This is a genomic window from Roseomonas indoligenes, from assembly GCF_017813365.1.
In the GTDB taxonomy this organism is placed as follows: Bacteria; Pseudomonadota; Alphaproteobacteria; order Acetobacterales; family Acetobacteraceae; genus Roseomonas; species Roseomonas indoligenes.
The window spans coordinates 33,381-45,546 of record NZ_JAGIZA010000028.1 but is presented as its reverse complement, the minus strand read 5'-3'; the positions used below and the strand labels follow the sequence as shown (position 1 = coordinate 45,546).

Annotated in this window: 8 protein-coding genes; 7 read left to right on the top strand and 1 reads right to left on the bottom strand. The window is 71.6% G+C overall.

Features of this window, described 5'->3' with window-relative positions; all coding sequences use genetic code 11:
* From J5Y10_RS25470 to J5Y10_RS25445, 6 genes are all read left to right on the top strand, one after another.
* The coding region (locus tag J5Y10_RS25470) for an efflux RND transporter periplasmic adaptor subunit (RefSeq protein ID WP_209376947.1) at positions 1–582 on the top strand (582 nt) is incomplete at its 5' end.
* A 22-nt stretch (positions 583–604) separates the two neighbouring features.
* Entirely contained in the window at positions 605–3,787 is a 3,183-nt protein-coding gene (locus J5Y10_RS25465; RefSeq protein ID WP_209376946.1) for an efflux RND transporter permease subunit, read from the top strand.
* A gap of 103 nt (positions 3,788–3,890) precedes the next feature.
* Positions 3,891–4,574, top strand: coding sequence for a MarC family protein (locus J5Y10_RS25460; RefSeq protein WP_209376945.1), 684 nt, complete (start codon positions 3,891–3,893; stop codon positions 4,572–4,574).
* 157 nt (positions 4,575–4,731) lie between these two features.
* Positions 4,732–7,035, top strand: a complete 2,304-nt coding sequence (locus J5Y10_RS25455) for a penicillin acylase family protein (RefSeq protein ID WP_209376944.1) — start codon at positions 4,732–4,734, stop codon at positions 7,033–7,035.
* A complete protein-coding gene (locus tag J5Y10_RS25450) occupies positions 7,032–8,495 on the top strand; it encodes an amidase (RefSeq protein WP_342453019.1) in 1,464 nt (487 codons plus the stop codon). The genes J5Y10_RS25455 and J5Y10_RS25450 overlap by 4 nt, the downstream gene beginning before the upstream one ends.
* A gap of 41 nt (positions 8,496–8,536) precedes the next feature.
* The gene (locus tag J5Y10_RS25445; protein WP_209376943.1) at positions 8,537–10,120 is read left to right on the top strand and encodes an ABC transporter substrate-binding protein; all 1,584 of its coding nucleotides are present in this window, start codon (positions 8,537–8,539) and stop codon (positions 10,118–10,120) included.
* Positions 10,121–10,124: 4 nt separating this feature from the next.
* Here the strand turns inward: J5Y10_RS25445 and J5Y10_RS25440 are convergent, their stop codons facing one another.
* Positions 10,125–10,766 (bottom strand): TetR/AcrR family transcriptional regulator, encoded by a 642-nt coding sequence (locus J5Y10_RS25440; RefSeq protein WP_209376942.1) that lies wholly within the window; start codon positions 10,764–10,766, stop codon positions 10,125–10,127.
* A gap of 107 nt (positions 10,767–10,873) precedes the next feature.
* On the opposite strand from J5Y10_RS25440, the gene J5Y10_RS25435 reads away from it, so the two are divergent.
* Entirely contained in the window at positions 10,874–12,166 is a 1,293-nt protein-coding gene (locus tag J5Y10_RS25435) for an aminotransferase class III-fold pyridoxal phosphate-dependent enzyme (protein WP_245215092.1), read from the top strand.

Sequence of the window (12,166 nt, the reverse complement as noted above, 5' to 3'; positions counted from 1 at the left end):
GTGGACGCCGGCAACCTCGTCCAGGCCGGCGCCACCCTGCTGACGACGATCGTGGCGCTGGACCCGATCTACGCCACCTTCGACCTCAGCGAGGCCGACCTGCTGCGCTTCACCCGCCGCGGCCCCCAGGCGGAGGAGAGCCCCGTGCAGCTGCGCCTGGCCGACGAGGCGGAGTTCACGCGCCAGGGGCGGATGGACTTCCTGGATTCCGCGCTGAACAACCGCTCCGGCACGATCCGCGCCCGCGCCACGATCGCGAACCCCGACCTTTTCCTCACCCCCGGCACTTTCGCCCGCCTGCGCCTCCGCGCCGGGGAGGGCGACGTGCTGATGGTGCCGGACGCGGCCATCGCCGCCGACCAGGCCGCGCGAGTGGTGATGACGGTCTCGGCCGATGGCACGGTGGTGGCCAAGCCCGTCGCCCTCGGCCCCGTGGTGGATGGGCTGCGCGTGGTGCGGGACGGCCTCGCTCCGCACGACAACGTGGTCGTCTCCGGCCTTCATCTCGCCCGGCCCGGCGGCCGTGTCACGGCGGAGCTGAGGCCCCTCGCGGGTCGCGCCCGCGTCGCCGAAGCCCGCTGAACCGAACCCAGGAGGACGTGCCATGCGCTTCGCCCAGTTCTTCATCGCGCGGCCGGTCTTCGCCGCCGTCATCTCCATCGCGATCGTGCTGATCGGCGCCATCGCCGGCACGCGGCTGCCGATCGGCGAGTACCCGGAGATCGCGCCCCCGACCGTCACCATCGCCGCCACCTATCCAGGGGCCTCGGCCGCCGTGATCGCGGAGACGGTCGCTTCGCCCATGGAGCAGGAGATCAACGGCGTGGAGGGAATGCTCTACGTCTCCTCCCAGGCCACCGGCGACGGACGGCTGGCCATGAACGTGGTGTTCCGCCAGGGCACCGATGTCGACAAGGCTCAGGTGCTCGTCCAGAACCGCATCGCGGTGGCGGAGCCGCGCCTGCCGGAAGAGGTGCGGCGCCTCGGCATCACGGTCCGCAAGGCCTCCCCCGATATCATGCTGCTCATCCACATGTACTCGCCGGACGGATCGCGGGACGCGCAGTACATCTCCAACTACGCCACTCTCTACGTGAAGGACCGCATCGCCCGCCTGGACGGCGTGGGCGACGTGCAGGTCTTCGGCGCGCGGGACTACGCGATGCGCGTCTGGCTCGACCCCGCGAAGATCGCGGCCCGCGGGCTGACCGCGGGCGAGGTGGTGCAGGCGCTGCAACGCGCCAACATGCAGGTGGCCGCGGGCGGGCTGAACCAGCCGCCGACCGCCGCCTCTGACGGCGCCTTCCAGCTCAACATCCGCGCGCTCGGGCGCCTGCGGAGCGTGGAGGAGTTCGGCGATATCGTGGTCGCGACGGGGGAGGACGGCGCGCCGCTGCGGCTGCACGACGTGGCACGGGTGGAGCTGGGGAGCCAGGACTACACGGTGAACGCCTACCTGGACGGTGACCGCGCCGTCGCCATGCCGGTTTTCCAGCGCCCCGGCTCCAATGCCCTCGCCACCGCGGCCGCCCTGCGCTCGACGCTGGAGGAGCTGAAGAAGGACTTCCCGCCGGGGATCGACTACAGCACCGTCTACAATACCACGGACTTCATCGAGCAATCCATGGAGGCTGTGGTCCACACCTTCGTGGAAGCCATCATCCTCGTCGTGCTCGTGGTGATCCTCTTCCTCCAGTCCTGGCGCGCCTCCATCATTCCGCTGGCCGCCATCCCCGTCTCCATCATCGGCACGCTCGCCTTCCTCTCCGTCCTCGGCCTCTCGCTGAACAACCTGTCCATGTTCGGCCTGATCCTGGCGATCGGCATCGTGGTGGATGACGCCATCGTCGTGGTGGAGAACGTGGAGCGCCACATGGCCGAGGGAATGGACCCCGTGGCCGCCACGCGCCGCACCATGGACGAGGTGGGCTTCGCCCTTCTCGCCATCGCCCTCGTCCTCTGCGCCGTGTTCATTCCAACCGCCTTCATCGAAGGTATCTCCGGCGCCTTCTACAAGCAGTTCGCCGTCACCATCGCCGTCGCTACGCTGCTCTCGGCCCTCGTTTCGCTTACCCTCTCGCCCGCGCTCGCCGCCCTGCTGCTGCGCCCGCACACGCACGAGAAGGCGACGGGTTGGCGCGCCTGGATCGGGGCGCCGTTCGGCCTGTTCTTCCGCGGCTTCAACATGCTTTTCGACAAGCTCTCCCTCGGCTACGGCGCGCTGACCCGGCGGCTGGTGCGCCTCTCCGCCGTGCTGCTGATCCTCTATGCCGGTCTTCTCGCCTTCACCGGCTATGAGGTGCGGAGCACGCCCACGGGGCTGATCCCGCCGCTGGACCGTGGCTACCTCATCACCGCCTTCCAGCTTCCGCCGGGCGCGGCGCTGTCGCGGACCGACGAGGTGATCCGCCAGGCCGCCCGCGACGTGCGGGAGATCCCGGGCGTGGCCCATGCCGTGGCCTTCGCGGGCTTCGACGGGGCCACCTTCACCAATGCCCCGAATGCCGGCGTGGTCTTCGTCACCCTCAAGTCCTTCGAGGAGCGCGAGGCGGCGCGCCTGACCTTCCCCGGCATCACTGCGGCGGTGCGGGCGAAGCTCTCCCAGGGGCAGGACGCGCTCGCCCTCGTCATCCCGCCGCCTTCCGTTCCGGGCATCGGCACCGGCGGCGGCTTCAAGTTCTATATCCAGGACCGTGGTGACCGGGGGTCGCGGGCGCTGGAGGAGGTAACCAACCGCGTGGTGGCCGCCGCCAATGCGCGCCCGGAGATCGCCCTGGCCTTTACCCTGTTCAACACCAAGACCCCGACGCTGCGGGCCGAGGTGGACCGCAGCAAGGCGGAGATGCTGGGCGTGCCTCTGTCCCGCGTCTCGGAGGCGCTCTCCACCTATCTAGGCTCCACCTTCGTCAACGACTTCAACATCCTCGGCCGCACCTACCGCGTCACAGCCCAGGCCGAGGAAACCCAGCGCCTGACGCCGCGCGACGTGGCCCTGCTGCGCACGCGCAACGCCGACGGCGCCATGGTGCCGATCGGGGCGCTGGCCACGCTGGAGCCGGACACCGCCGCCTATCGCGTGCCCCGCTACAACCTCTACCCCGCGGCCGAGGTGCAGGGCGCGCCCAAGCCCGGCGTCTCCACCGGCCAGGCGATCGCGGCCATGGAGGAGCTGCTGCGCAAGGAGCTGCCCCCGGGCTTCGGCTTCGAGTGGACAGAGATCGCGCTGCAGGAGACCACCCAGGGCAACACCGCCCCGATCGCCTTCGGCCTGGCCGTGGTCTTCGTCATCCTGCTGCTCGCCGCACTCTACGAGAGCTGGCTGCTGCCGCTGGCGGTGGTGCTGATCGCGCCGATGTCGGTGATGGCGGCCATGATCGGGGTGAACCATCGGGGCCTGGACAACAACGTGCTCGTCCAGGTCGGGCTCGTGGTGCTGATCGGCCTGGCGGCAAAGAACGCGATCCTCATCGTGGAATTCGCCCGGCACGCCGAGGGGGAAGGCATGACCCGCTGGCAGGCGGCCGAGGCGGCGGCCCGCACGCGGCTCCGGCCGATCCTGATGACCTCGCTCGCCTTCATCCTCGGCGTGCTGCCGCTGGCCCTGGCCACGGGCCCGGGCGCGGAAATGCGGCAGAGCCTCGGCACCGCCGTCTTCGCCGGCATGCTCGGCGTCACGGCCTTCGGGCTGGTCTTCACCCCGGCCTTCTACGTGGTGGCCAGGGCGATGGCGCGGCGGGAGGCGGCAGCGCCCGCGGCGCCGGTGGACGCCGCCCTGTCCCGATCCTAGGAGGGGGTATGCCCCGGCCTTGTCGGGGCGCCCCCCATCCCCTCCGACAACCCCGACCGGCCCCGCAAGCAGGACAGGGGCCCGCAAGGAGCGTGCTGTGGACATGAGCTCTCTTCCGCTCGGCGGCGCCCTGGGGGCTTTCCTGCTGGGCTTCCCCGCGCTCTTCTCCATCGTGAACCCGCTTGGCGGGGCCCTGATCTTCAGCCAGGTCCTGGCGGACCGCACGCATGAGGAGCGGGCCCTACTGGCGCGGCGGGTCGGCGTCTACTCGCTCCTGGTGCTGCTCGTCTCCCTGGGGGTGGGCGGCTATGTGCTGAACTTCTTCGGGATCACGCTCGGCGCGCTGCGCGTGGCCGGCGGCCTCGTGGTGGCGAGCCGGGCCTGGATCCTGCTGACCGCCCCGGAGGTGCAGGAGGCGCGCAAGGAGGAGCAGGCGGCCCCGGCGAGCGACATCGAGGACGCCGCCTTCTTCCCCCTCACCATGCCCTTCACCACGGGGCCCGGCACCATCTCCGTCGCCATTGCCCTCGCTTCCTCGCGGCCGGCCAGTGGGTTCGGCAACGGCGCCTTCTTCGCCGGCATGGCGCTCGCGGCGGCCCTCGTCTCCCTAACCGTCTGGATTGCCTATGGCTCGGCGGACCGGCTGATCGCCCTGATGGGGCGGACCGGCGCGCGCGCGGTCACGCGGCTGGCGGCCTTCCTGCTCCTCTGCGTCGGCGTGCAGATCCTCAGCAACGGCGTGCTGGACCTCCTCGAGCCGCTGGCGAGGGGAGGGGTGGCCCGTTGAAGACCTGCCGCGGGCCGGGTCTCCGGCGCGCGGCACCTCGTGCCCGGGGCAGCCTCGTCCGGGCGGGCGATCCGCTCCCTCGCCGACCCCACCGGTCGCGTATCGACAGCACCCTTCCAGCGTCCCACACTCCGCGGCTCTGCCCGGAGGGACAGGTTTGCCAACAGTCGATCCCCATGCCCTGAAGCAGGCGCTGCCGCCGATGGAGGGCGAGCTTCGCCTTCCCGGCCTGCTCGCGCCGGTGGAGATCCTGCGCGATGCCCACGGCATCCCGCATCTCCGAGCGGGGCCGACGGCGGATGCCTGGTTCGCCCTGGGCGTCGTGCACGCGCAGGACCGGCTGTTCCAGATGGAGCTGACGCGCCGGCGCGCCCTCGGGCGCGCGGCGGAGTGGCTGGGGGCGGGGGCGGTGGAGGCCGACATCCTCGTCCGGCGACTGGGCATGGAGGCGGCCTGCCGGCGCGATCACGCCGCGCTGGGCGAGGCGGCGCGGGCCATGCTGGAATCCTACGCGGCCGGGGTGAACGCTTTCCTCGGCTCCGGCGCGCCCCTGCCGGTGGAGTACGCCCTGCTGGATGCGCGGCCGGAGCCCTGGGAGGGCTGGCACAGCATCGCGGTGATGCGGCGGCTGGGGCTGCTGATGGGGTCGGTCTGGTTCAAGCTGTGGCGGGCGGCGGCGCTGCCGACGGTGGGGGCGGAGGGCGTCGCGAAGCTCCGCTACGACGATGGCGGCCTCGACCTCCTCTGCATCCCGCCGGGCGCGGAGGTGCATCGCCACGAGGCGGACCTCGCGGCCCTGGCGCCGGCGATCCGCGCGCTGCTGGAATCGCTCGGCCTGCCCGGCGACGAGACGGGGGGCGGCAGCAACAACTGGGCGGTGGGCCCCGCGCGCAGCCGCACCGGGCGGCCGGTGCTGGCGGGCGATCCGCACCGGGTCTTCGAGATCCCGAACATGTACGCGCAGCACCACGTGGCCTGCGATGCCTTCGACATGATCGGGCTGACCGTGCCGGGCGTTCCGGGCTTCCCGCACTTCGCGCAAAACGGCCGCGTGGCCTACTGCGTGACGCACGCCTTCATGGACATCCACGACGTCTTCCTGGAGCGCTTGGACGCGGACGGCGCGCGGGTGATGAGTGCCGGGGAGTGGGTGCCAGTGGCCCGGCGCGAGGAGACGGTCGCGGTGCGCGGCGCGGAGTCGCGGCGCTTCGAAGTGCTGGAGACGCCGAACGGCCCGGTGATCGCGGGCGATCCGCGCGGGGGCACCGCGATCTCGCTGCGATCCGTGCAGTTCGCGGAAGCGGACCTCTCCTTCGACTGCCTGCCGCGCATGACGGGGGCCGAGGGCGTCGAGGACCTGTTTGAGGCGACGCGCGGCTGGGGCCTGATCGACCATAACCTCGTCGCCGCCGACACCAAGGGGCATATCGGCCACCTCGTGCGGGCGCGCGTGCCGCGGCGCAGTCGGGAGAATGGCTGGCTGCCGGTACCGGGCTGGACGGGCGAGCACGCCTGGCAGGGCTGGATCACGCATGACGAGATGCCCCGGGTGATCGACCCGGAGGAGGCGCTGATCGTCACCGCCAACAACCGCGTCGTGGCGGACGATCACCCGGACTACCTCTGCACGGATTGCCACCCGCCCTACCGCGCGGCACGCATCCTGGAGCGTCTGCGGGAGATGTCGGGTTTCGGGGCGGAGGATGCCGGCGGGATCCACGGCGACACCCTCTCGCCCAACGCGCGGCTGCTGCAGGCGCGGCTGGCCGCACTCGCGCCGCTGGACGGGGAGACGGAGGCGCTGCGGGCACGGCTCCTGGCCTGGGATGCACGGATGGAGGCGGGGGCGACGGAGCCGACGGCCTATGCCGCGCTGCGGCGGGCCCTGACCCGCATCCTGGCGGAGCGGAGCGGGCTATCGGGCGCCGGCGCGCATCCCTGGCTCGCCGTGGCACCGGGTGTGGCCCCGATGAACCAGCTCTGGTGGGCGCTGCCGAACCTGCTGCGGCGGGACGACGCATCCCTGCTGGACGGCTGGAGCTGGGACGAGGCGATCGTGGCCGCGCTGCGCGAGGCGGCGGGGGAGGGCGCGAAGCCATGGGGCGAGGCGCATCGGCCGCGCTTCACGCATCCCCTCTCCGCCCTTTTCCCTGAGGCGGCTCCGCTGCTGGATCCGCCCGCCCTGCCGATTGGCGGCGACAACGACACGGTGATGGCGAACGGCCTGCTGGCTTCCGTCGGGCCCGCCGCGGCCTATGGCGCGCTGGCGCGCTACGTCTTCGATGTCGGGAACTGGGACAACAGCCGCTGGGTCGTGTTCCACGGCGTCTCCGGCCAGCCGGGCAGCCCGCACTACACGGACCAGCACGCCGAATGGGCCGGCGCGCGGATGGTGCCGATGCTCTACGGCTGGGATGGGGTGCGCGCGGCCGCGCGGTCCGTGCAGGTGCTCCGGCCGTGAGCGACGGCGCGGCCCCCATTACCGTCCCGGCGCTGTGCCGGATCGATGCCGTCCCGCTCGCGGCGATGATCCGTCGGCGCGAGGTCTCGTCGCGCGAGGTGATGGCGGCCTATCTCGACCATATCGAGGCGGCGAACCCGCGCGTGAACGCCATCGTCTCGCTCCGCCCGCGGGCGGAGCTCCTGGCGGAGGCGGAGGAGGCCGACCGGGCGGTGGCGCGGGGCGATGCGGTGGGGCCGCTGCACGGGCTGCCCCAGGCCATCAAGGACCTCGCCGCGACGAAGGGTCTGCGCACGACGCTCGGCTCGCCGCTCTTCGCGGACCAGGTGCCCGAGGCGGACGCGGTCTTCGTCGCCCGCATGCGGGCGGCGGGCGCGGTCATCATCGGCAAGACCAACGTGCCGGAATTCGGCTACGGCTCGAACAGCTACAACCCGGTCTTCGGCCTCACCCGCAACGCCTACGACCCCTCCCGCGTCGCGGGCGGTTCCAGCGGCGGCGCGGCGGTGGCGCTGGCCACGCGGATGCTGCCCGTTGGCGATGGCGGCGACATGGGCGGCTCGCTCCGCAACCCCGCCGCCTTCAACAACGTCTTCGGCTTCCGCCCCTCCCAGGGCCGCGTGCCGGCCGACACGCCGGACCCTTTCTACGGCCAGATGGCCGTGGAGGGCCCGATGGGCCGCACCGTGCGCGACGTGGCGATGCTGCTCTCGGTCCAGGCCGGCTACGATCCCCGCGCGCCCCTCTCGCTGGAGGATCCGGGCTTCCGCTTCGAGGAGCGGCTGGAGGAGGGGAGGGGGCCGCTGCGCCTCGGTTGGCTCGGCGACCTTGGTGGGCACCTGCCCTTCGAGCCGGGGGTGCTGGAGCTCTGCACGGCGGCGTTCGACGTCTTCCGGCAGGCCGGCGGCTCCGTCGAGGAAGCCCGGGTGGCGTTCGACCCCGAGCGGCTCTGGCAGGCCTTCGTCGTCCTCCGCCAGCAGAGCATCGGCGGCCGGCACGACGCGGCCTGGCGCGATCCGGCGCAGCGCCGCCAGTTGAAGCCGGAGGCGATCTGGGAGATCGAGGGCAGCCACGGCCTCAGCGGCCTTGACGTCTACAAGGCCGGGCTGGACCGCGGGGCCTGGTACAAGGCCTTCACGGCCCTGTTCGAGCGCTTCGACTTCCTCCTGATCCCCTCGGCCCAGGTCTTCCCCTTCGAGGCCGGCATCGACTGGCCGGCGAGGATCAACGGCCGCCCGATGGACAGCTACCACCGCTGGATGGAGGTGGTGGCGGGCGCCACCATGGCGGGCCTCCCGGCCATCAGCCTGCCCGCGGGTTTCGACCCGCGCGGGCTGCCCATGGGCCTGCAACTCATCGGCCCGCCGCGCGGCGACTTGCGCGTGCTGCAGGCCGCCGCGCGCTACGAGGCCGCCTGCCCCTGGATCACCCGCCTGCCGGACTGGCTGGGCGTGCCGTGACACCGGATTCTGCCGAGACCACGCCAAGAGGAGGAAGAACGATGAAGCGTCGTGAGGTACTGGCCCTCTCCGCCGCCGCAGTCGCGGCCCCGTCCGTCGTCCGGGCCCAGGGAACGCCGGGCGCGCGGAGCGTGCTGCGCTTCGTGCCCCAGACCGACCTGGCGCTGCTGGACCCGGTCTTCAACACGGCGCTCGTCACGCGCAACCACGGCATGATGGTCTACGACCAGCTCTATGGGCTGGACGAGAACTACGCGCCGCGCCCCCAGCTGGTGGAGGGCCATGTCGTCGAGGATGGCGGCCGCACCTGGCGGATCACGCTGCGCGAGCGCATCACCTTCCACGACGGAACGCCCATCCGCGCCGCGGACGCCGTGGCCAGCATCGCCCGGTGGAGCCAGGCGGACGTGCTGGGGCAGAACATCCGCGCCATTACCGACGAGATGGCGGCGGTTTCCGACCGGGTCTTCACCATCCGCCTGAAGAAGCCCTTTCCCTTCCTCGCCGCCGCGCTCGCCAAGCCCTCCTCCTTCTGCCCGGTGATGCAGGAGCGCTTCGCGAAGCTGCCGGTCTCCACGCAGGTAACGGAGATCGTCGGCAGCGGCCCGTTCCGCTGGGTTCCCGGTGAGCGCATGGCGGGCGCCCGGGCAGTCTACGCGCGCTTCGAGGGCTACGTGCCGCGGGACGAGCCCCCGAGCTTCCTCGCCGGCGGCAAGCGCGCCGGGGTGGACCGCGTGGAATGGCTCACCCTGCCCGATGCCTCCACGGCCGCGGCCGCGATGCAGCAGGGCGAGGTGGACTGGTGGGAGCAGCCGACGCCGGACCTGCTGCCGCTGCTGCGCCGGAACCGCAACCTGCGGGTGGAGGTGAAGGACCGGACCGGCTCCATGTCCATGATCCGCCTGAACCACCTGCAGCCGCCCTTCGACAACCCGGCCATCCGCCGCGCCTTCCTGCCGGGCATCCGGCAGGCCGACTACATGACGGCGGTGCTCGGCGAGGACCGCTCCCTCTGGAACGACCGCTGCGGCTTCTTCCTGCCGGGCAGCCCGCTGGCGAGCGAGGTGGGGCTGGACACGATGGACGGCGCGCCGAACTTCGACCGGGTGAAGCGCAACCTGGAGGCGGCGGGCTACAAGGGGGAGCGCGTGGTCTTCGTCGTGCCCGCCGACCAAGCGCGGCTGAACGCGATGAGCGAGATCGCGGGAGACATGTTCCGCCGCAGCGGCGTGAATCTCGACTACCAGGCCGGCGACTGGGGCACGATCGCCGGGCGCGTGAACAACCGCGGCTCCCTGGAGCAGGGCGGGTGGAGCGTGTGGTGCAACACCATCCCCGGCATCATCGCCACCACCCCCGCCACGCAGTCCTATGTCCGCGGTCCTGGCCGGGCGGGCACCTACGGCTGGCCAGACCTGCCGAAGATCGAGGCCCTGCGCGACCGGTTCATGGATTCCGAGGACCTGGCGGAGCAGAAGAGCCTCGCGGAGGCGCTGCAGCGCCAGGCCTTCGAAGACATCCCCTATCTGCCGACGGGGTTCTTCACCCAGCCCACGGCCTTCCGCGCCGATGTGACGGGCATGCTCAACGGCTTCCCGATCTTCTACAACATCCGGAAGGGTTGAGGTCTCAGTCTTCCCCGCGCCGCGCGGCGCGGGGCGGGATGAAGGCGGCCAGATAGGCCTCCTTCGCCCGCGCGGCCTCCTCCACCATCTCATCGGTCAGGCGGCCGTGGCGGATGTAGGAGAGGGACCAGATCGAATCGCTGATCGTGACGCCGATCGCGAGCCGGTCGACGAGCGACGGGTCCTCGGGGATGAGGAAGTGTTGCCGCAGCAGCCGGTATTGGTGCTCGCCGAAGCGCCGGTTGGCGTCCAGGTCGGCCTCCCGAATGCGCCCGGCGACATCGGCCCCGAGGAAGAGCCGCATGGTCGCCGGATGGGTCTCGTAGACCCGGCGGCCCCGCGCGGCCCATAGGCGGTTCAGGCCCGGCCAGGTCTCCGGCATCTCCGGGATCGGCTCCTCGTACACGGCCTCGAAAAAACGGTGGTAGCGCTGCGCGAGCCCCAGGAAGGCGGCCGTGCTGTTGGGGAAGTAGTGGTACACGGAAGCCAGCGGCGCCCCGGCCTCCCGCGCCACGTCCTGCAGGCTGATCGAGGCCGGCGGGCCCTGCCGCACCAGCGCGTCCACCGCGTCCAGCAGGGCCTCGTAGCGGGACCGGCCCCGTGCCCGGAGCGGCCGCCTCGGCGTGTCCGGGCGTGTCTCGACCATCGGCCTCTCCTCTCCCCCTGCCAGTCCTAGCGACGGAACAAGGCGATTGACAGCCCCGCAGAACCTCTCCCAAATCGAACTAATTCGAGGAATGGAAGGCGCGGCAGATGGGGCGGAATCGTTCGCAGGGGGCGGCGCTGATGGAGCGGGCCCGCGCCGTGATCCCGAACGGGATGTACGGGCATGAGTCCGTCGCCCTCCTGCCGGAGGGCTACCCGCAGTTCTTCTCGCGGGCCGAGGGCGCCCGGCTCTGGGACGTCGATGGGAACGAGTACCTCGACTATATGTGCGCCTTCGGGCCGAATTTATTCGGCTATGGCCATGCCGAGATCGACACGGCCGCCGCCGCCCAGCGCGCGCGGGGCGACACCATGACAGGGCCGGGCGAGGCGATGGTCGCCTTCGCGGAGGCCATGGTCGCGCAGGTCAGCCACGCCGACTGGGCCATGTTCTGCAAGAACGGCACCGACGCCACCTCCATGGCCGTGGCCACCGCCCGCGCCCATACCGGGCGCGGCAAGATCCTGGTCGGCCGCGGGACCTATCACGGTGCCTCCGGCTGGGCGATCCAGCGCGCCAGCCGCGGCCTCATGCCCGAGGACAAGGCGCATGTGATCCACTTCCGCTACAACGACGTCGAGAGCCTTGCCGACGCGGTTAAGATGGCCGGGGACGACCTAGCGGGGATCATGATCACCCCCTTCCGCCACGAGGTCTTCCAGGACCAGTTCCTGCCCGATCCCGCCTTCCTCCAGTTCGCGCGGGAGAGCTGCGACCGGGCGGGGGCGCTGCTGATCGTGGACGACGTGCGCGCGGGCTTCCGCCTGGACCGGGACTGCAGCATCGAGGCCTACGGCGTCTCCCCGGACCTGAGCTGCTGGGGCAAAGCGATCGCCAACGGCCAGCCGGTCTCCGCCCTGCTCGGCGTGGAGAAGGCGCGGCAGGCCGCGGGATCCATCGTCGCCACGGGATCCTTCTGGTTCTCCGCCGTGCCGATGGCGGCGGGCGTCGCCACGATGCGCGCCATCCGGGAGACGGACTACCTGGAGCGGACGATCGCGCGGGGCACCGCGCTGCGCGAGGGGTTGCAGCAGCAGGCGGCCGCCCACGGCTTCACCCTGCGCCAGACCGGGCCGGCGCAGATGCCGCAGATCCTCTTCGAGGAGGACCCGGATTTCCGCTTCGGCTATGCCTGGGTGACGGAGGCGCTGGACCGCGGCGTCTATCTCAGCCCCTACCACAACATGTTCATCTGCTCCGCCCTTACCGAGGCGGATGTACGCCTGACGCTGGAGCGAACGGACGACGCCTTTGCCGCGCTGAAGGCCCGGCGCTCCTCCGTGCAGCCGGTGGAGAAGATCCAGCCGCTGGTCGAAGCGATCCGGGCGGCGAACCGCTGA